This is a genomic window from Mycoplasmopsis lipofaciens ATCC 35015 (assembly GCF_000686585.1).
Taxonomy (GTDB): domain Bacteria; phylum Bacillota_I; class Bacilli_A; order Mycoplasmatales; family Metamycoplasmataceae; genus Mycoplasmopsis; species Mycoplasmopsis lipofaciens.
The window spans coordinates 53,800-74,969 of record NZ_JMKY01000006.1 but is presented as its reverse complement, the minus strand read 5'-3'; the positions used below and the strand labels follow the sequence as shown (position 1 = coordinate 74,969).

The 21,170-nt window shown below is 25.0% G+C and carries 19 protein-coding genes and 4 tRNA genes; 10 read left to right on the top strand and 13 right to left on the bottom strand.

Going from position 1 to position 21,170, the window contains the following annotated elements; genetic code table 4:
• Positions 1–122 precede the first annotated feature (122 nt).
• The 5 genes from T388_RS0102590 to T388_RS0102570 all read right to left on the bottom strand — a co-directional run bounded on the left by T388_RS0102590 (position 123) and on the right by T388_RS0102570 (position 4,064).
• Positions 123–198, bottom strand: a tRNA-Arg gene (locus T388_RS0102590).
• A 43-nt stretch (positions 199–241) separates the two neighbouring features.
• Positions 242–2,356 (bottom strand): MSC_0775 family lipoprotein, encoded by a 2,115-nt coding sequence (locus T388_RS0102585; protein ID WP_027120759.1) that lies wholly within the window; start codon positions 2,354–2,356, stop codon positions 242–244.
• A gap of 9 nt (positions 2,357–2,365) precedes the next feature.
• Positions 2,366–3,268: an MAG4940 family membrane protein gene (locus T388_RS0102580; RefSeq protein WP_027120758.1), complete on the bottom strand. Its 903-nt coding sequence runs from the start codon at positions 3,266–3,268 to the stop codon at positions 2,366–2,368.
• 128 nt (positions 3,269–3,396) lie between these two features.
• Positions 3,397–3,473, bottom strand: a tRNA-Arg gene (locus T388_RS0102575).
• 93 nt (positions 3,474–3,566) lie between these two features.
• Positions 3,567–4,064, bottom strand: a complete 498-nt coding sequence (locus T388_RS0102570; protein WP_027120757.1) for a redoxin domain-containing protein — start codon at positions 4,062–4,064, stop codon at positions 3,567–3,569.
• Between the two features lie 163 nt (positions 4,065–4,227).
• Here T388_RS0102570 and lysS point away from each other — a divergent pair, with 163 nt between their 5' ends.
• Positions 4,228–5,694: a lysine--tRNA ligase gene (gene lysS, locus T388_RS0102565; RefSeq protein ID WP_027120756.1), complete on the top strand. Its 1,467-nt coding sequence runs from the start codon at positions 4,228–4,230 to the stop codon at positions 5,692–5,694.
• A gap of 92 nt (positions 5,695–5,786) precedes the next feature.
• On the opposite strand, the gene T388_RS0102560 is transcribed toward lysS, so the two are convergent.
• The 6 genes from T388_RS0102560 to T388_RS0102535 form a co-directional block, all read right to left on the bottom strand.
• Complete coding sequence (locus T388_RS0102560; protein ID WP_036456895.1) at positions 5,787–6,674, bottom strand: DnaA ATPase domain-containing protein; 888 nt, start codon at positions 6,672–6,674, stop codon at positions 5,787–5,789.
• 7 nt (positions 6,675–6,681) lie between these two features.
• The gene (locus tag T388_RS0102555) at positions 6,682–7,641 is read right to left on the bottom strand and encodes a DnaD domain protein (protein WP_027120754.1); all 960 of its coding nucleotides are present in this window, start codon (positions 7,639–7,641) and stop codon (positions 6,682–6,684) included.
• 49 nt (positions 7,642–7,690) lie between these two features.
• Positions 7,691–8,263: a nucleoside/nucleotide kinase family protein gene (locus T388_RS0102550; protein ID WP_027120753.1), complete on the bottom strand. Its 573-nt coding sequence runs from the start codon at positions 8,261–8,263 to the stop codon at positions 7,691–7,693.
• Positions 8,263–8,643, bottom strand: a complete 381-nt coding sequence (locus T388_RS0102545; protein WP_027120752.1) for a YigZ family protein — start codon at positions 8,641–8,643, stop codon at positions 8,263–8,265. The genes T388_RS0102550 and T388_RS0102545 overlap by 1 nt, the downstream gene beginning before the upstream one ends.
• Before the next feature lie 30 nt (positions 8,644–8,673).
• Positions 8,674–8,749, bottom strand: a tRNA-His gene (locus T388_RS0102540).
• A 76-nt stretch (positions 8,750–8,825) separates the two neighbouring features.
• Positions 8,826–9,353 carry a hypothetical protein gene (locus T388_RS0102535; protein WP_027120751.1) on the bottom strand — a complete coding sequence of 176 codons (528 nt, stop codon included), beginning with the start codon at positions 9,351–9,353 and terminating at the stop codon, positions 8,826–8,828.
• 95 nt (positions 9,354–9,448) lie between these two features.
• Here T388_RS0102535 and T388_RS0102530 point away from each other — a divergent pair, with 95 nt between their 5' ends.
• From T388_RS0102530 to tig, 6 genes are all read left to right on the top strand, one after another.
• Positions 9,449–10,816 carry an FAD-dependent oxidoreductase gene (locus tag T388_RS0102530; protein WP_027120750.1) on the top strand — a complete coding sequence of 456 codons (1,368 nt, stop codon included), beginning with the start codon at positions 9,449–9,451 and terminating at the stop codon, positions 10,814–10,816.
• Between the two features lie 70 nt (positions 10,817–10,886).
• On the top strand, positions 10,887–11,918 hold the full coding sequence (locus T388_RS0102525) for an ABC transporter permease family protein (RefSeq protein ID WP_027120749.1): 1,032 nt from the start codon (positions 10,887–10,889) through the stop codon (positions 11,916–11,918).
• Positions 11,918–12,613, top strand: a complete 696-nt coding sequence (locus T388_RS0102520) for an ABC transporter ATP-binding protein (RefSeq protein ID WP_027120748.1) — start codon at positions 11,918–11,920, stop codon at positions 12,611–12,613. The genes T388_RS0102525 and T388_RS0102520 overlap by 1 nt, the downstream gene beginning before the upstream one ends.
• 28 nt (positions 12,614–12,641) lie before the next feature.
• Entirely contained in the window at positions 12,642–14,486 is a 1,845-nt protein-coding gene (mnmG, locus tag T388_RS0102515) for a tRNA uridine-5-carboxymethylaminomethyl(34) synthesis enzyme MnmG (RefSeq protein WP_027120747.1), read from the top strand.
• Positions 14,473–14,919: a 23S rRNA (pseudouridine(1915)-N(3))-methyltransferase RlmH gene (locus T388_RS0102510; protein ID WP_027120746.1), complete on the top strand. Its 447-nt coding sequence runs from the start codon at positions 14,473–14,475 to the stop codon at positions 14,917–14,919. The genes mnmG and T388_RS0102510 overlap by 14 nt, the downstream gene beginning before the upstream one ends.
• 80 nt (positions 14,920–14,999) lie before the next feature.
• Positions 15,000–16,469: a trigger factor gene (gene tig / locus T388_RS0102505; RefSeq protein ID WP_027120745.1), complete on the top strand. Its 1,470-nt coding sequence runs from the start codon at positions 15,000–15,002 to the stop codon at positions 16,467–16,469.
• Between the two features lie 92 nt (positions 16,470–16,561).
• Here tig and T388_RS0102500 read toward each other — a convergent pair.
• Both T388_RS0102500 and T388_RS0102495 read right to left on the bottom strand, forming a co-directional pair.
• Positions 16,562–16,637 (bottom strand) — tRNA-Lys (locus T388_RS0102500).
• A gap of 56 nt (positions 16,638–16,693) precedes the next feature.
• Positions 16,694–17,674, bottom strand: a complete 981-nt coding sequence (locus T388_RS0102495; protein WP_027120744.1) for an ECF transporter S component — start codon at positions 17,672–17,674, stop codon at positions 16,694–16,696.
• Between the two features lie 225 nt (positions 17,675–17,899).
• Between T388_RS0102495 and T388_RS0102490 the strand changes: the two genes are divergently transcribed.
• The 3 genes from T388_RS0102490 to T388_RS0102480 all read left to right on the top strand — a co-directional run bounded on the left by T388_RS0102490 (position 17,900) and on the right by T388_RS0102480 (position 21,160).
• On the top strand, positions 17,900–19,270 hold the full coding sequence (locus T388_RS0102490; protein ID WP_027120743.1) for a M17 family metallopeptidase: 1,371 nt from the start codon (positions 17,900–17,902) through the stop codon (positions 19,268–19,270).
• A 77-nt stretch (positions 19,271–19,347) separates the two neighbouring features.
• Positions 19,348–19,926 (top strand): thymidine kinase, encoded by a 579-nt coding sequence (locus T388_RS0102485; RefSeq protein ID WP_027120742.1) that lies wholly within the window; start codon positions 19,348–19,350, stop codon positions 19,924–19,926.
• Positions 19,927–20,050: 124 nt separating this feature from the next.
• Positions 20,051–21,160, top strand: coding sequence for a DnaJ C-terminal domain-containing protein (locus T388_RS0102480; RefSeq protein WP_027120741.1), 1,110 nt, complete (start codon positions 20,051–20,053; stop codon positions 21,158–21,160).
• Positions 21,161–21,170: the final 10 nt, after the last annotated feature.

Here is a 21,170-nt window from a genome sequence, read left to right as displayed (position 1 = left end):
ATGTATATTTTAATTTTTGATCATTAATATGTTTATATATAAAATAATTAATTTAATAGTAATTTATTTTAAATTAATATACAAGTAGAAGAAACATGATTTAAAAAAAATAAAATAAAAAATGGCGTTCGCGGGAGGAGTCGAACCTCTTACCCCAAGCTTAGGAGGCTTGTGCTCTGCCAGTTGAGCTACGCGAACGTTTAATTGCGTAAAAGACGCAATATAATTGTATAGTTTTTTATTAAAGATTAAAGAATGTTTTTATATCAAAACTAAAACTTTCTTCTCCACGTATTTTAAACAATACATTTGGATCGAAAAATCCAACCTTTTTTTCTTGATTTGTAATGGGGTTGATTGCAAAAATTGCTTTTTCACCAACTGAAACTATTTTTTCAGATGTGTGCGAATCAACAATAGGTTTACCAGTAATAGAATCTACAACATAAATATCTTTTTTGAAATTAGGAAAACCGGGTGCTAAAATAACTCCATCAACTCTTGCAGATGCAAAATTATGTTTTTTAATAGGATCATATGAATTTACACGCCGTTTTCTGTCTCTAATTTTGGTATAAAATCCATTTCTATTGTAATATTTTTCAGCATTATTGTAAACAGTTGTATGGACATGAGGCATTCAACCTCCATTCGTATTTGTATCTCCAATATATCCTATAATTTGTCCCTTTTGGACAATTGTAGGGTTTTTTGGAGTTGGATTTGCATAAGTATATGATTTATAGATAGAAGAACTTCATCCTAATTCATTATTATTCAAGGTTTGATTTTGATCTAAGTGAATGAAACCAATATAAATATAGCCATTCAAATTATCTTGTAAATATATTTCTTTTTCTTTTGGAGTTAAATTTAATTCCTTTACCGGTACTTTCATTAAAATAGTTGTTCCAACATCACTAGCTATATTTTTTTGATCAGGTTTTCATGAATACGCAGCAACTATTTCACCATTATATGGAGCAACAATAGGAGTGAGTGAAGGAGCCAAATAATCTTCTCCAACATGTAAAGAAACTGGTGTAGTGTATTCTGATGTATAAATAGCCCTATTACTATCATAACCTCCTGAATACATTTTATTGCCAAAAGCATTAAAAATTGAAGTGTTAACTCTTGTTAATTGCTCTTGTGTTACATAATCAACATTGAAATCATATGCCTTATAATTGTGTTCCTCAAAAGATTTTTTGTAAATATTTGTATAATTCCCTACTCCATATTTTTTGGAAAAAGTTGTTTCTTTTAAAGTCTCTTTGTTGATTAATTTAAAATTAAATAAAACATTTCTTAAATCTATATTCTCATAATTAATAATTTTAATCATATAATTAGGATCTAGTGATTCAAATTGAAAATTATTTAAATTTAAATTATTAAAGTCATAATTGAACTTATTAAAAGATTTCATACTAATTTTTACATTATTTTTAATTTTTTGATTTTTTATATAATGATATATTGCGTTGCTTGAATCAATATTTAAAGGTATTGTTGTGATTGAAAATCCTAAATTAACATCACTTTCATTTAAATCTTTTAAACTTTTAGGTTTTCCAATACTAAATCTAATATTTAATGTAATTTTATCATCTAAATTTCCTAAATTAATTTTCTCTACAAAACTTTTAAAAACAAAATTAGGATTTGCAGACTTCAGCATCTCCACCTTTGTTGGTATTTGTAAATTAAATAAAGAATTTATTTGATTTGTGTTCAATTCATCAATATTGTAATTCACAATAGAATTATCATAATTATTATTGAATGTTATGTTAATATCTGAAGGATTAACATTATTTTTTAGGTCATTAAACAATTTATTTATTTCTAAATATTTATCATTTTCTTTTTCACTTAGTTTTATATTATCGATTAAAAAATCAAAATATTTTTTTTGATAAATTCCTTTTCCATAAATATTTTCATCAAAAAAGTATTTAAATTTTACAGGAAAAATGAGTTGATTAATATTTGCATCATTTTGTCTAATATTATGATAATCAATTTCATAATCATATTTTTTTATTTCTTCTTCTGGAACATTTAAAGTTTTTTGTAAGATATCTTTAATTTTATTGAAATCAAAATAAAAATGATGATTAATAAAATTATTTGATGTAAAATCATCAAATTCAATTTTTGAAAATGATGCTTCTGGGTCTTTAAATCTTAAAAATTTTTTAGCATCTTCATTCTTTAAAAGATTTACTAAATTGTCTAATTTAACGTTATTTTCAAACGTTTTATCCTTTGCATGATTAAAACAAGCAATTGCTGTAAATGGCATAGTTATACCAATGCTTCCTAATAATAAATTATATTTTTTTCTCATTTTGACTCCTTAAAAATTAAATTTGATTTTAGATATTTGTGATATCCCTAATATTGAATATCCTATAATTATGGGTATAACGATTGATAAAAAAATAGCTATTGTCAATTTATAAATAACGATTAAATATTGTTTTTTATTTATAACACAAATATTTTGTAATTGTTTTTTGCTATTTTTTGATTCAAATATAAAAATATATGTACTTTCAATAAATTCGATTAATGGAAATATTAAATGGAAGGCAAAAAAACCAAAAAATGAAGCTGTAAATAAAATCAATCATATGACAGCAAGAGCCATAATATGTTTCCAAAAAATGTTTACACCATAAAAAGGTTCATTAATATAAAACACAAATGGTACAGAACTAATAAAAAATGCAATTAAGCATATTTCTTTAATCGTGTGACCTACTAAATTAAATTCTTCAGTTTTTTTAAAGAAATGTGGGATTCTTAAAATGGATAAAATTTCTCCATATTGATTGTGATTTAATAAATATTTTTTAATAAGTATAAAAAATAAACAAAATGTAGCAAAACCACTTATTCCACCAAGTAATTGACCTGATATTAAATATAATATTCCGTTTATAAGAGGTTGTCCAATAGTCATAGTATTTACATCGTAACTTTGTAAAATAGATTGCAAAATAACAAACATAGGATTGATTAAAGGATTAGCGGGTGATTGAGAAATATAAGTACTTGATGCTCAAGGCAATATAAACATTAAAAAAGTTGCTAAAATATAACCATTTACTATAAAAATTTTATTTTTCTCTTTTTTTAACATTCTTGCCAATAATAATCAAATAAAAATAAAAAATACTAATGTAAAAACTGCTAGAAATTCATAAATAAATCCTGATGTATTTCATTTAGTCAATAATAATTGTCTTGTTGTCATTGTTACCTTCTTTTATTAGTATTAAAAAATATGTTTTTTTATTATATATTCAATAAACAACATTTTAAAAAAGAATTATTTTTAATAATTTTAAATATGAAAACATTAACAAAAAGGAAATAAAAAAATGGCGATCACGAGAGGATTCGAACCTCTGACAACAAGCTTAGAAGGCTTGTGCTCTATCCTACTGAGCTACGCGACCGTGCTCTATTATTTTATAACATTTTTATAATTATTTAAAATATTTTTTATAAATTAAAAAATGTCAACTGAAATGGTGTTGACATTTAAAATACTATAATTTTTTTAAAAATTCTTCCAATTGATTAAAATCAACTTGATTTTTAACTTGGGAATTTATTTGTTTATATACTATTTTATTATTTTGATCTAAAACAAACATTGCTCTACCTAGTAAATGTATTTCCTTAATTAATAAGCCTAATTGGTTTGCCACTTGTTTGTCATAATAATCTGAATACATAACAATTTTACCAATTGGATGACTTGTAACATAATCATTTAAGGCAGAAGGAAGATCCATTGAAAATGAAACATAATTGAATTGTGGGTACTTTTCACTAAGTCTACCTAATTCTAAAATTTGTAAATCACAAACTCCTGTATTAATTGAAGGAAATGTTGCTAAAATTGTATATTTTGTTTTATCTAATTCCACTTTAGTTTGTGTAAATTCTCCAAATTTAGCTCCAACCAAATTTAATGCTTCATTTAGTTTTATTTCTTCACCAATAAAATTCATTTGATTTTCACCTAAAAATACTTTTCTCATTTTTCTCCTTATAATTTATAAATTTAATTATATAAATAAAAAAATTCTTTTGAAGATTAAAAATAAATAAAAGTTTTATTAATACATATTTTTAATTATTTATTAAAATATACATATTAATAATAGAAAATTAAATCCATTACGTTACATTAGAGGAGAAAATATGGCAAAATATACAGAACAAGAACAAGTTCGCCGTGAAAAATTGAATTTTTATGAACAAAATAATGTTATTGCATATAAAAAAGCATATGAATTAGGAGAATTAAGTTATAGTTCACAATTGAAGGATGAATTTGCTTCTTTTACAAAAGAAGAATTAGAAAATAAAAATATTATAAAAAATGTATCTGGTCGAATTATGACAATAAGAGGACCTTTTTTAGTTATTAAAGATTATAAAAATAATATTCAAATTTATTTTAATAAAAAAGCATACCCTCAATTAGCAAAAATTGTTACAACTTTTGATATTGGGGATATTATTTGAGTTTCGGGTATTGTAATGAAAACACATACGAATGAGGTATCAATTAAAGCATCTAATATTAAATTGTTATCAAAAGCATTAAAACCTTTACCTGACAAATTCCATGGATTAACAGATGTAGAAGAAAAATATAGACATAGATATGTTGATTTAATTATGAATCCTGAAAGTAAAGACAGGTTTTTAAAAAGAACAAAAATAGTTCAATGAATAAGAGATTATTTTAATAATTTAGATTATATTGAAGCTGAAACACCATTTTTACATGATTATCTTTCAGGTGCTGCTGCAAAACCTTTTACTACACATCATAATTCTTTAAACCAAGATTTTGTTTTGAGAATTGCAACAGAAATACCTCTTAAAAAATTAGTTGTTGGAGGTTTTGATAGAGTTTATGAAATGGGTAGAATTTTTAGAAATGAAGGATATGATACAACACATAATCCAGAATTTACTACAATAGAATTTTATGAAGCATATTCAAATGTTGAAGGTATGATGAATAGAACCGAAACATTAATTAAAGAATTATGTAAAAAACTTGGTAAAACTAAAGTGATAAATAATGGTGTTGAAATTGATTTATCACAACCATTTAAAAGAGTAAATATGATCGATGCTGTTAATGAAAAAACAGGAAAAGATTTTAGAAATATTACTTTAGAACAAGCTAAAGATGTTGCCAAAGAGCACAAAATTAAAATTGAGAAATTCTTTACAGTTGGACACATTATTAATAGTCTATATGAGGAATTAGTTGAACCAACATTAATACAACCAACATTTTTATACGGTCATCCAATAGAAATTTCTCCATTAAGTGCTAAATCGGAAGATCCAAGATTTACTGAAAGAGCAGAATTGTTTATAAATACTAAAGAATATGCAAATATGTATACAGAATTGAGTGACCCTATTGATCAGCTAGAAAGATTTCAAAGTCAATTAGAAGAAAAAAATAATGGAAATGATGAAGCTAGCGACATAGATTACGATTTTGTTGAAGCGTTAGAATATGGAATGCCACCTACAGGTGGGTGTGGAATTGGAATTGATCGTCTAGTAATGTTATTAACTGAAACTAGTTCAATAAGAGATGTATTATTATTTCCGACGCTAAGAAAAATTAAAAAATAATTTTAAATAGTAAAAAAGTTTACATTAAAGCGCTAATTATAGCTTTAATGTAAACTTTTTATTTTTTACTTAAGTTAATTGATATATTAATTTTATATATTTGAAATTTCATCAATGCAATACTGTTCGGAATTATTTATTATTTTAGAAATAAAGGATTTAGCTTTATATATTTCTTTTTCATCTTGGTTTAAATAATAATTATTTAATTCTTCTTGAGACATTGGAGAGACAAAAACAGTGATTTTGTTATTCATAAGTCTAGATTCAATAATATCTAGTAATATTTCAAATCTAAATCAAAAACTATTTTTTTCCAAACCTATTTCATCAATAATTAACATATTAGATTCTTTCATCTTGTTAATAACATCATCATTTATGTTTCCAACATTATTCTTAATATTTTTTATTAGAAATGAATATAATAACGGAGCTGAAATATAAGAAGTTGTTACACCCTCACTAGCGCAATAATTAGCCATCGCATGGGCAATATATGTTTTTCCAGTTCTACTTTGTCCATAAACATAAAGGCCTTTAAAACCTTTATGTTTTTTCTTATTAATAGCTTTAGTTAAAGTGATAATTTGACTATACAATTGTTTCCTATTTTTAGAACTTGTACGAATTTTTTCAATAGAGGCATCTGGATCAGGCTCTGAAATTTCAGTAAGTCATAAATTCATTTGTTTAGTTACAACCAATTTATAATTATTTTTAGCAGGATATTTTTTAAAAATTAATTTATTATTTTTTCTTGTTACATTATAAAACCAGGGATATATTTCTGAATTGTCTAATGATTCTTTTAAATTAATAAAATTTAATAAATTATCTAAAATTTCTTGATCTGTTATATCTAATGAAATAATTAAATCTTCAATCTGTCTGTGACTATGAATAATTTGCAAAGCTTTATTTTCAAATTCAGATTTAGTTTTAAAAAATAATTTATCATTGATAATTTCTTTTTTCATTCTTCTCCTAGTAATAAATGTCATCAGTTTTCTTTAATGATTCTAAATATGATGCCTTATATAAATCTTTTTTAGAAACCGCTACATTGTTTTTGTATTTTAATAAACTATCTAAATATTTTTCAATTAATTCAAAAGAAAAAATTTCTTTTTTAATTAAATCAAAAACTATTTTTTTTATGTAATTAAAGACTATTTTACCATTTACTTCATTAGCATAGAAAAATATTAAATTTAAACAAGGATCTGTCATTCCACTTTCTCTTGCTTCTTTTATCAAAGAAATAATTCTTTCGCTAACAATTTGGCCATTAAGACGTGGAATAAAAAATCTTGAATCTGTTTTTAAAATTGCTTCATATATATTAGGAAATTCAAAATTATTCAAATCAAGTTTTTCTTGTATTTCAATATTAATTTGTTGTGTATTTAAAGAAGAAGAGTCAATCTCATGACTTGAATAATAATTAAATATATCATCATTGTCAAATACTTCATCATATTTAGCAGATGCATCAAACAAATGTTCGGCTTTTGATAAATAAACATTTCTTTCTTTTCCAGCTAAACGTTCAAAATTTTGTTTACCAATAATATTGATTAATTTATTAGCTAAAATTAAGTTTTTTTTAAAACCAACACTATCTAAAGGTTTTTCAATAACAAATAAAGTTTTTTTATTCATTTCATCAATAAATGTAGAAATTAATGAAACAGATTCTAACTTAATTCTCGCATCATTTAATCTTTTTACATCCATGTTTAGTAAGTATGTTAAGCTATCATAATCATAAAAACCTGTTTCAGATTCATTAGATATATATAAATCTCTAAAATACTCATATAACAATATTGCATCACTACCTAAAATTGGTGCATAAAATTTACGTAAATTTTTTAAATCGCTACCCGCAATTGTTGTTTTATTTTGTATAGTGAAAAATGGATAATATATATTTTGAATCATGATTTTGCCCCTTTATTTTTTGATTATCTTGTACGGTGTTATAAGTATTTTAAATAATAGGCAAGAGCAATTGAAAAATTTTTTGCATTTTTTCAATATCTGTAAAGTTATTAGCATAAATATCCACTATAGGAATTTTACCAAAAAGTAAATTTTTAATCGTTTTTGGGTCGTTTTTTCTATCTATTTCTTGAATAAATAACTTATCCACATTTCTTTTTTGTGCATTTTTCATCCTAATTTTGTTACTTGTCTCTAAGCATAAAATAGAAGAAAAAAAAGAAGAAAAATCATTTTTTTGATTGACAAGATTTGGTATTTCAACAAAATCATATGAATAACTTTGAAAATGCTCAAAAATCAAAGGATAAATTCCTTTTTCTAGCAAGTCTATAATTTCCGGTTTTTGGTTAAACAATGTTCTAATTTTTAATTTGTCAATTTTGTTATTTATGCAATATTTTTCACCTAAATTATTCAATATAAAAGTGTAAAATTTTTCACTTTTTTCATATAAGTCATTTACAAATTCATCTAATATGAATATAGAAAATCCTTTATTCTTTAAATAATTAAGAAAAGTAGTTTTTCCAACACATGTTTTTCCAATAACAGCAATCATTATGTATCCCCATTTATTTTTATAAATTCATCAATCGAAAGATTAGCGCTTTTTATGTATGATCTAATTAATCCACCAGCACCTAATTTGATTCCGCCAAAATAACGAATAACAAAAACAACCTTATTATGTATATTTCTCTTTAATAATAAATCTCTTATAGGTCGTCCGGCAGTGCCTGATGGTTCTCCATCATCATCAAAACCTGCGTTTAATATTCCGTTGTTTAAAAAAGAATATCCATAACAAATATGTGTAGCTTTTTTATATTCTAAGTTTAAAGTCTTTTTTAAATTTGTTATTTCTTCTTTATTTGTTATATCGAAACAATAACTATAAAATTTTGATTTCTTTATTTCATATAAAACTGGTTTTATCATTTGTTAAATTATAAATTAAAATAAAAAAAATGGGGCGAATGAAGGGATTCGAACCCTCGCATGACGGGACCACAACCCGCTGTGTTAACCGCTTCACCACATTCGCCATTTTATTTGCTTGTATATTATACATACAATTTCATTTTTCAAAATAAAAAACTATAAATACAACCGCTAAATTACTAACTTTTATTATTGGTTATGTAATTTATAAGTCCTTTTTTGAATACTTCTATTACACGATTATTAATAATACTTATCAAATAAATTTTATCAACAATATCAAGCGTTTTAATATTGGAAATTTTAATTAATTCTGGTCAAAGTGGTTCAATAATAGTTAATGTTTGAGTTAACAAATTATTTATTTTTTGAAATTCTTCAGACGATTCTATATTTTCTCTCTCATCATTATTTGCGGAAATATATTTTTGAAAAAGTTGTTCGAATTCATTTTGTTGAATTGAAAAGGTTTTTAAAAGTCCTAACAATTGCTTTAATTGTTGAAATTTAGGATTTGATGAAAAAAGTGGATTATTAGCTGATGCTTCTAATGTTGCTAAAATTATTTTTAGATTTTTAAAATAATTATTTATTGCTTCAATTTTTTCTTCTTTACTTATTTTATTTTTATTAGTACAACTAATAGCTAAAATAGGTGTTAAAACTATTGATGGTGTAATTAATGTAAAGTGGGTTATCTTTTTCATAAACTCAAAATATTCCTTTTTTTAATTCTTATACTATATAATACTTAAATTATATATTTATAATAAATAATATTATTATCAAAAGGAGAAAAAATATGAAAATTATTGTAGTTGGTGCAAATCATGCTGGTACTTCTTTTTTAAGAACCATCAAAACTCTTAACCCAACCGCTGAAGTTACAGCATATGATAGAAATACTAACGTTTCATTTTTAGGTTGTGGTATTGCGGTTTGAGTAAGTGGTACTTTTAATCAACCAAATGGTTTGTTTTATTCATCACCAGAAATTTTAAAAAATGAATATAATGTTAATTTAAAAACAGAACATGAAGTTATTGAAATTGATAGAGAGAAAAAGGAAGTTTTAGTACATGACTTAAAAGCAGATAAAAAATTTAAAGATAGTTATGACAAACTTATTTTTGCTGGTGGAACATGACCAATTGAGCCTAAATTTAAAGGTATTGAATATAAAAATATTGTTTTATCAAAATTATTTCAACATGCTCAATACTTAGTTGAAAAAGCAAATGATCCAAAAATTAAAAATATCGTAGTGGTTGGTGCTGGATATATTGGAATTGAATTAGTTGAAGCTTTTCATAACAAAGGTAAAAATGTTACATTAATTGATCTACAAGATAGAGTTGTTGCAAATTATTTAGATAAAGAATTTACAGAAAAAATGGAATATAACATAAAAAAAGATGGCGTTACTTTAGCACTAGGTGAAAAAGTTTGTGAATTTAAATCTATTGATGGTCAAAATGTGTCTTCAGTTGTTACAGATAAAGGTGAATATAAGGCAGATTTAGTAATAATGTCAATCGGTTTTAAACCAAGAACTGATGCTTTAAAAGATGTTGAAAAAACACCAAATGGTGCAATAAAAGTAAATCAATATCAACAATCTATTTCTGATGAAAATATTTATGCTATAGGAGATTCTGCATCAATGCAACATTGTGTAACTAAAAATTATGAACATGTTGCTCTTGCAACCAATGCTGTTAAAACAGGATTAGTCTCAGCATTAAAATTATCAAACATTGATGTTCCATTTCCTGGAGTTGTTGGAACAAACGCAATCAATGTGTTTGGTTGTCATTATGCTTCAACCGGATTATCAGAAGAAGCTGCAAAAGCGAAAGGATTTGAAAATGTTGCTAGTCAATATTTTGAAGATAATGACAGATGTGAATTTATGAATGAATATGATAAAGTTGGCTGCAAAATTGTTTATGATTCAAAAACATTTAAACTTCTAGGAGTACAAATTGGTTCATGAGGCAAATTTAATCATACAGAGGTTATTTATATGTTTGCATTGGCTTTACAAAAAGGTTTATCATTACCAGAAATTGCTCTTACAGATGTCTTTTTCTTACCACACTTTAATAAGCCATTTAATTTCTTTTTAATTCCAATGTTAAAAGCACTAGGATTAGATTACAAAAAATAATATTTTAACTAAGTCAATAGACTTAGTTTTTATATATAATGTAATAAAACATAGAAAATAAGGAGGTAAAATGTTTTTAGCTTTTAATGAAATGAAAAAATCCAAACTAAAATATTCATTAATTATAACAATGATTACATTATTAAGTTTTCTTACCTTATTTTTAGTTTTTTTAGCTCTGGGTTTGAGCTCATCAATGAGCAATGGTATAAAAAATATTAATTCTCCTAATTTTGTTATTAGTCAAAGGGCAAATAATAATTTATTAGCATCCAAAATAACAAAAAAAGATATTTCAAAAATCAATGATAATGAAAAAACTATTGTAAATTTTCAATATATGACTGCTGTTGATGAACAAAATAAAGATATAAACGTTGCATTATTAGAAACCTCTAATATAGAAATTATTCCGAAAATTATTAAAGGGAAATTACCACAAAATTTTAATGAAGTTGTTATTAGCAAAACAATAAAAAAAGAATCTAATATAGAAATAGAAAGTATTATAGAATTAGAAAATAAAAAATATAAAGTTGTTGGCTTTACCATATCTAGCGAGTATCAAACTAGTCCAATAATTTATGCAATGCTAAGTCCGACATGAAATACTGCAAGTTTTGTAATTTTAAGTTTTGAAAATAAAAATATTAATTTGCCAAAAGAGTTGGTTTATAAATCTAAAAATCAAATAATAAATAGTATTCCTGGTTATAAACAACAGATTGCAACATTCTTATTAATTATAATTTTTTCTATATTAATTAATTCAATGATAATTTCGGTGTTTATATACATTTTAACTATACAAAAATCTAAAATGTTTGGAATTCTAAAAGCTCAAGGAATTAGTACATTTTATATGATAAAAACTACGTTTTTTCAGACATTCAATATTATGATAATTTCAATATTAATGGCTTTTTCTTTAATTGTAGTTTGCAATTTTATTCTTCCAGCAAAAGTTCCATTTATGTTAGATTTGAAATATTTATTAATTATAATTTTTACACTAATATTCTCTGCATTATTAGGTACTTCGTTTACATTTATTTCAATTTATAAAATTAGTGCCTTAGAAGCAATAAATGAGGAAAACTAATGAAAAAAAATATTATATATGAACTTATAAATATATCTAAATCTTTTAAAGATGGCAACGATATGGCACTTGTATTAAATAAAGTTAATTTTAAAGCCTATAGAGGGGAATTAATTGCTATAGTTGGTCCAAGTGGTTCGGGGAAAAGTACGCTATTGACAATCTTAGGAGGATTACAAAAACCTACTTCTGGAACTATGCTAATTAATAATATTGACTATTTTAAATTAAAAAATAAAGATCAATCTAAATTGAGGTTTAATTCGATTGGTTTTGTTTTGCAAAATTCAAATCTTATACCCTTTTTAACAATAAAAAATCAATTAAAATTAAAAGACAAATATAGTCATAAGAAATTTGATGTACAATTTGCAAAAGATATATTAAAAAAATTAGATATTTATAAAATATCAAATAGATATCCATCAGAAATTTCGGGTGGTCAAAGACAAAGAGCTGCAATAGCTTCTGCGCTATACAATGATCCGGATATAATATTGGCTGATGAGCCAACAGCAAGTCTTGATAGTAAAAAGGCATGTGAGGTAACGCAAATTTTACAAACTATTGCTAAAACAAAAAATAAATTAGTTATTATGGTAACTCATGATACAAGATTATTGAATTATTTTGATAGGGTCTTAGAAATAAAAGATGGAATTCTCAGTGAAAAGGAATTTTTTAAATCAAATTAAATTAATATAGATAAAAAGGAATGAAAATATGAATAAAAAGGAATTAATATATGATGCAATAGTCATAGGTGGAGGTCATGCTGGATTAGAGGCAGCTTTTGCTCTTGCACATAAAGGACATAAAACAGCGCTTATTTCTTTAAATAAAAATCGTTTAGGTATGATGCCTTGTAATCCTTCTATTGGAGGACCGGCTAAAGGAATTATTACCAGAGAAATTGATGCTTTAGGAGGCATGCAAGGCCTTTGAGCCGATTTGGCTATGATTCAATTAAAGATGTTGAATCAATCAAAAGGACCTGCAGTTAGAGCTTTAAGAGCACAAATTGATAAAGAAAAATATAGCCAAATTATAGGGGAGTACGTAAAAAAAGAACCAAATTTGACATTAATTGAAGATATTGCGGAAGAATTAATTATAGAAGACAAAACTTTTAAAGCAATTAAATTGCAATCTAAAAAAATCATAAATGCTAAAGTTTGTGTCATTACAACTGGAACATACATGGATTCAAGAATTTTAAGAGGCAGTAGTGCGATACCAAGTGGCCCAGATAATGAAAAAATGTCGTCTAAATTGAGTGAATCGCTAAAAGACAATAATTTTATTATTCAAAGACTTAAAACAGGAACACCTCCTAGAATTTTTTCTAACACCATTGACTATTCGGAAGTTACAGAAGAAATATTAGAGGATATTAATTTAAGTTTTTCTAATCGCTCAAATGTTAAATTACCTAAACAAATTGCTTGTTATTTAACATATACAACACCAGAGACTCACAAAATTATTAATGAAAATCTAGAAAAAAGTGCTATGTATTCAGGTTTGATTAAGGGTATTGGTCCAAGATATTGTCCTTCTATTGAAGATAAAATAGTTAAATTTGCAAGTAAAGAAAGACATCAAATATTTTTTGAACCAGAAACAGCAGATGGAGAAATAACATATGTTAATGGTTTATCAACTTCTATGCCTATTGAAGTGCAAGAAAAAATAATTAAGACAATTCCTGGTTTAAAAAATGCCAAAGTACAAAAATGAGCATATGCTATTGAATATGATGCTATCGACCCATTACAATTAAAGCCAACACTAGAAACTAAAATAATCTCTAACCTATTTACTGCTGGACAAATTAATGGTACGAGCGGTTATGAAGAAGCTGCTGCACAAGGATTAATTGCAGGAATCAACGCAGGCCAAAAAATAGAAAATAAAGAAGACATAATTATTTTGAGAAATCATGGATATATTGGTGTTTTAATTGATGATTTAGTAACAAAAGGTACAAAAGAACCATATAGAATGCTAACCAGTAGAGCGGAATATAGATTATTATTGAGAAATGATAATGCAGACATTCGTCTTGCAGAGTATGCTTTAAAAGCAAATACAATTGATGAAAATGTATACAATTCAATAATTGAAAAATATAAACTTATTGATAATGAAATCCAAAGATTACATACTACTTATTTATCTGGGAAAAGTGATGTTGCTAAAAAATATAATATTTTAGATGGATTAACTTTATTAAAAGTTTTATCAAGACCAGAAGTTGATCCAAACGATATAATTCCTAATTTTAAATACAAAGAGGAATTAACGATTATGGTAAGACTATATGGTTACATTGAAAAACAAAAAAATGATGCTAGTAAAATGGTTAGATTGGAAAATTATAAGATTCCAGTCGATTTAAATTATGAACAAATTGACAATATAGCTATTGAAGCAAAACAAAAATTAACTCAAATTAAACCTTTAACAATTGGACAAGCAAGCAGAATTAGTGGTATTAATCCTTCTGATATTCAAATGTTAATGTTTTATCTTGAAAGCACAAAAAAGAAAAATGCAAAAGATTAAAATAATAGCAGTTGGTTCGCTTAATCCCAATTTTAAGATTTTGTTTAAAGATTATGCTAAAAATATTTCACATTATTGTCAATTAAATATTGTAGAAATTAAGGAATTTAGTGAAGAAAAAAATATAGAAGTTAAAAAACAGAAAGAAACAAAGTTGATTTTGAATCATATAGATAAAAATGATTTTATAATTTTGGCCTCATTAAAAGGTAAACAAATTGATTCCATTCAATTGTCGAAAACAATTAACAATTATCAAAATATCACTTTTATCATTGGGGGCTCAGATGGCGTTGTTGAAGAAGATATTAATGCTGATTTTTTAATCTCTTTTTCTAAACTTACTTTTCCTCATCAATTATTTAGAGTTATGCTCACTGAGCAAATTTATAGAAGTTTTACAATAATAAGAAATAAAAAATATCATAAGTAATTATAAAAATGTAACTTTTATATTAAAATAATAACTATATTTATATATTAAAAGCACAAATATTTATAAAAGGAGACTTTATGTCAAATAAAAACATAAAAATAGACGAAATTAAAAATGAAATTTCATATTACGTAGAAATTACAGGAACAGAATGAGAAAATTTAATAAAAAAAGAAAAAGAAGAACAAATCAAAAATTTAAAAATTGATGGTTTTAGAAAAGGTAAAGTTCCTGCAAATTTAGTAAACAAATATATTAAAGACGAACAAATTCTTCACAGAGCATATGTAAAATATTATGAAAATAATGTAGAAAAAATTTTTCTAGAATTGCGTAAAGAAAATGATAGAACTATTGCTTTAGATCCATCTATTAAAATGGAAGCTATTTCAAATTCTGAATTAAAATTTACAATCATTTTTCCATTAGACGTTAATGAACAAAATATAAAACTTGATAAAAGTAAAGCTAAATTAAAATTAGAAAAAGTTTCAGATAAAGAAGTTGAGCAATCATTAATAGATCAATTAGAAAAAGTGGCTTTATTAATGCCTTTATCTAAGAAAGATAAAACACAAATAGGTGATACAATTACTTTAAACTATAAAGGTTTTGTTAAAAACGAAGCATTTGAAGGTGGAGAAGCTGAAAATTATGAATTAAAATTAGGTTCAAAAACCTTTATAGAAGGCTTTGAAGAACAACTACTTGACAAACAAATTGGTTATAAAGGTGAAATTAAGGTTACATTTCCAAAAAAATATCCAGTTAAAAACTTAGCAGGAAATGAAGCAGAATTTAAAGTGGAAATTCTTGATGCTAAAAGACCAGAAAATACAAAATTAAGTGAAGATAGTATTAAAAGTATTAAAACTTATGGTAATGCTTCAACATTAGCAGAAGCTAAAACAAATCAAAAAATATTTTTAGAATTAAGTAAATTAAATCTTTCACTATCAAAATTTATTTCAGAATTAATTCAAGATATTAAAACAAATAGCAAACTAATAATTAGTGAAAAAATTGTTAATTTTTATGCTTCAAAGAAAAAAGAAGAATTGGAAAAACAATTGAAAACACAAAAAATTCATTTAGATGAATATATTAAAATTTTAGGTCGTTCAGCAGAAGAATTTAATCAAATGATTAAAGATGAAGAAAAAGAAAATCTATTATCATCATATATTGGGTCTGCATTGTCTAAGTCAGTTCAAGCCGATGATATTAAAATTTTAGAAGAAGATATTAATAATATATTATATCTACAATCATTTACAACAGGAATGCCAATTGATTTAATTAAAACATTTATTAATAATGACAACATTAAAAAACAAATTGAGGATCAAATTAAAGCAAATAAATTAGATGAAAAAATTCTTTCAAAATATGATTCTAAAGGTTTTGAAGAATACAAAAAAACATTTGAAAACGTGTTGAATTTAATTAAAAAAATTGTTGATGATAACACAAAAAAGGAAGAAGCTTCAAAAGAAGAGAAAAAAACTAGTTCTAAAAAAGCAACCGCAAAAAAAGAAACTAAATAATAGTGAGTATTACAGCGAAAATAATCGCTGTTTTTTTTATTTTAAATAAAATTAAAAAATCATCCAAAAGGATGATTTGGTCAATTTAGATTTGGTACGCCGTGCAGGGTTCGAACCTGTGACCCGCTGGTTAAGAGCCAGCTGCTCTACCGACTGAGCTAACGGCGCAAATGCTTTACTATTATACATTATATATAAATCTAATCAATAAAAATAATGACATCTTAATAACATATGTCATTATTTTTATTGATTAATGGTGAAATAATATTGTAGGTAAAAAATATTATAAACATATTAAACCAAATTTTTAAGGGGCTAAAAAACGTATGTTGAAAAATGAAAACAAATATGTTTTTACTATCATTAGTAAAACTTTGCGAATCACCCAATGAAAGCAAAGGAACATTTATTAATTCGATTAATGCAGAAAAAACAACAATTGGAACAATAACAAGATAGTGTTTAGCACTCATTTTAAAACGCATAATTGATAAAAATATCATCATAGCACCATATCCAGATATCATTAATCCCAATAAAACAAATCTATTTTTAATAATACCGCCATTAATTATTGATTGATCAATTTTAAAACCTATTAAAAATACAATAAATAAAACAAATAATGAAAGAATGGATAAACCAACTATTAAGTTAATATTTAACAAAGTATTTATTGAACCAAATACTTTTATTTTTTTCTTTTTTTCATTAAGAAAAATAATTTTATTTTCTATTTTTTTAATTTTTTTATCATTATTTTTATTTTGTTTTTTTAGAATATCTAGTTTGATTAAATAATCAAAAATATTAACTTCAAAAATATTATTTTGAAAATCTCCACCAAAATAGTATTTGAGTAATTTTAAAAATAATCAACCAATTAAGCCTGCAACTACACCATCTACAACTGCTGCCAATGTAAACAAAGGATTGAAGTAAGTAGGCAAAAACATAAATGAGAGAATGTCACTAATTAAACCAACTAATCCTCCGATCAGTGGTCCAAAAATAAAACCACTTATTTTTATTGGCAAACCAATAAAACTTATTTTATATGAAGGAATTGTAATAAGAGGCATAAAAGTAGCACCAATAATTAAAAATACGACTGATATTGCTATTAATATGCCAATAAATGATATTTTTCTAATTGTTCATTTAGAAAACATGCTAAAATCACTGTTATTGTTTTTGTTCATTTATACCTCATTATATTTAATAATAATATTATATATAAATAATTAAATTCTAGGTAAGATATTTAAATAAGTTTTTCTTTTTATGTTTTGACTAAAAATTCTTTTTTATAGTAATTGAGGTCCAAAAAATCAAAATATTTTTTATAAAAAAAATAATAAATTAATTCTTTTTTTCCCTTAATGCTAAAATATAAATAACTAATTAATTTAATTTAAGGAGAAAATATGTTATTTAAAAAAATTAATACAAAAAGAAATGGTGATTTATTGCTTAAAGCTTTTTTTGAAGGAGATTCTAAAAAAGAATATTTAATCGAAAAAAATAATGAAATTACCGAATATTTAAATGAAAATTTAGCTTATGTATATTTAGGCAAAAAAAATGAATTAAATTTTGAAAAATTATTTTCATTTTTTAAATCATTATCAACAAATTTAGGAAGAAATTATCAAATAGATATTGAAAGTTTTGCAACAGATAATATTTGTGTAGCAGGGGTAACAGAAGCATTAACTAGAGCTGTGTATTTCACAAAAGCAGATTTATATAATGAAAAATCTAAAAAATGCTCATGTGAAAATTTTGGTTTAGAACCATATTTAGAAAACATTCCAAGTTTTGTGGAAGATAGATTTAATAAGGAAATGATTTATGCAGAGGCAACTAATTTTGCTCGTAATTTACAAATTATGCCACCAAACATTTGCAATTCAGAATATTTAGCTGAATATGTTGCAAATGATTTTAAACAATATAAAAATTTAACTGTTAAAGTGCTAAACAAAAAAGAAATTGAAGAAAATAAAATGGGATTATTGCTTTCAGTAAACCGTGGTAGTATGTACGAACCTAGAGTTGTTGTTATTGAATATACAGGTGATAAAAATTCAAAAGAAAAAACAGTTATGGTTGGTAAAGGTATTACATTTGATTCTGGTGGTTATTCACTTAAAAGTCCAAGAAATATGTTAGGAATGAAATTTGATATGTCTGGTTCAGCTATTGTTGCTGCAACTATGAAAGCAATAGCGCAAACTAAACCAAATAAAAATGTTTCAGCAGTTATGTGTATAACTGATAACCGTGTAAACGGAGATGCATCATTACCTGATTCTGTTTGAAAAGCTATGAATGGCAAAAGTGTTGAAATTAATAATACAGACGCAGAAGGACGTTTAGTTATGGCTGATGGTTTAACATATGGAGCAAAAGTATTGAACGCAACACGTTTAGTGGATGTTGCTACATTAACAGGAGCAATGTTATCAGCCCTAGGTCAAACATATACTGGTATATGGGCTACAACCGATAAAGCTTGAGATGATTTATCAACAGCAGCAAAAAATGCAAGAGAACTTGTTTGAAGAATGCCATTTGACGAATCATTTGCTAAAAACATTAGAAAATCTAAAGTTGCTGATTTAAAAAACACAGATCTATCAGGAATGGGAGGATCATCTTCAGCTGCAATGTTCTTAAAAGAATTTACTGAAAATGTAGAGTTTATACATTGTGATGTTGCGGGTACAGCAGATATAAATGAAGAACCTCAAGGAGTTTTAGTTAAAACTCTTGCTGAACTTGCTTTAATTTAAAATTAATAATAAAAGTCCTTAAAAATTTAATTTTGTTTTATGGGCTTTTATTTTTATTGTTAGTGTTAGGAGAAATTATGTTATTGAAAAATTCAGAAGGTTTTTTACAAGTTATAACTGGACCAATGTTTTCTGGGAAAACTGAGGAACTACTCAAGAGAATTAAAATTTTACAAATTGCAGAAATTGAAACGCTTGTTGTAAAGCCTAAATTTGATAATAGATTTAGCGAAACAGAATTAGTTAGCAGAACTGGAGCAAAAATTAAAGCTAAAAATATTGAAAAGGCTGATGATATTTTAAAATTATGAAATAACAAATATAGAGCAGTTGCAATTGATGAAATTAATTTTTTAAATGAAGATATAATCCCTGTTATAGAAGAATTATTATTAAAAGGTGTGAATGTTATATGTTCCGGTTTAGATATGGATTTTTTGAGAAGACCTTTTGGTATAACACCAAAATTATTAGCTATTGCAGATAAGGTAACTAAATTAAAAGCAGTTTGTTTAAAATGTAAGAAAAATGCTGGTTTTTCTTTTAGAAAAATAAATGTAAACGATTTAAATTGTCTTGGTGATGAAACATATGAAGCGCGTTGTAGAATATGTCATATAAAAGGTGAAGAAGAAAAAATAAAAAAATCAAGATAAAAATTTTAATTATATGTGCTTTGCACATTTTTATTTAAAGTTATTATTCATTATCATATATTTCTATAAAATATTTCATAAAAATTAGCACTCTTAATATGAATATGCTAAAATAGTAATTATTATGGCAAGTAAAAAAAATTATTATGAAGTATTAGGCATTAATAAAAATGCAACCGAAAGAGAAATAAAAGCTGCATACCGTAAATTAGCAATGAAATACCACCCTGACGTTTATAAAGGAACCGATGGAGACCAAAAAATGCAAGAATTAAACGAAGCATATGAGGTATTAAGAGATTCTACTAAAAGATCTAATTATGATAAATATGGTTCTGCCGAAGGTCCTAGAATGGGAGGATTTGAAGACGTTGGAGCTGGTATGGGAGGATTTGCTGATTTCTTTAATAATGACATTTTTGGAAGTATGTTTAATTTTGGTGGATCTCAAAGACAACAAAACGCAAACAAAAAAAGACGTGGTGAAGATTTAATAAGTGAAATACTTGTAAACTTCGATGACGCAATTCAAGGAAAAAAATTTACAGAAGAATTAGTAAAATATGAATTGTGTGACAATTGTAACGGGAATGGTGCTGAGTCTATACAAGATATTGAAACATGTTCTACATGTCATGGTAGTGGGCAAGTTGCTAGTGTCACAAGAACTCCACTAGGTAATATAAAATCTATGTCATATTGTCCGAAATGTAGAGGAAAAGGAAAAACTATTAAAAATGTATGTCACAAATGCCACGGTGATTTATACGAAAGAAAAATTAAAAAAGTTACTTTTAAAATACCTGATGGAGCTCAAACAGGAGATAAAATAAGAATTGATGGTTATGGCGAAAAAGGCCTCAATGGAGGAGTATCTGGAGACTTATATATAATAATCAAAGTAAAACCGCACAAGTTTTTCAAAAGAGATAATTTGGATTTATATTTAGATTTTCCTGTTTCATTTTTAGATATTATTAAAGAAAATATTGTTATAGTTCCAACTCCATATGGTAGTGAAAAAATAAGACTTAAAAAGTCATATCAAAATGGAAAAATTTTAAATTTAAGCAATAAGGGTATAAAATCTAAAAAAGGTGTTGGTAATTTAAAAATTAAACTTGAAATTGTTATACCAGAACTCAAAACCAAACAAATTAATGAAATGGCTAAATTGTTAGATAACTTCAGTGATGATACAAATTTAAATTTTGTAAAACAATTTAAAAAATAATTAGACTCTA